This is a genomic window from Nocardioides sp. F233 (assembly GCF_057813895.1).
On the sequence record NZ_JBVASH010000044.1, the window covers coordinates 1 to 255 of the forward strand.

At 70.2% G+C, this 255-nt stretch carries 1 protein-coding gene; it reads left to right on the forward strand.

From position 1 onward, the window contains the following. On the forward strand, positions 1-255 hold a 255-nt coding region (gene grpE, locus ACZYRU_RS27000), incomplete at both ends, for a nucleotide exchange factor GrpE (protein WP_488960190.1).

Genomic DNA, 255 nt, shown 5'->3' on the forward strand with positions numbered 1-255 from the left:
CATCGACGTGCTCGACACGATCGACCGGGCCCGTGAGCACGAGCCGCTCGAGGGTGGCTTCAAGGCCACGGCCGAGCAGCTCGAGCGCGTGGTTGCCGGGCTGGGCCTGGTGAAGTTCGGCGAGGTCGGCGACGCGTTCGACCCGACCGTCCACGAGGCGCTCTCGCACATCGGCACCGACGCCGAGGTCGAGGTGACGACGTGCAAGGTGGTCGCGAAGGCCGGCTACAAGATCGGTGACCGGGTGGTCCGCGC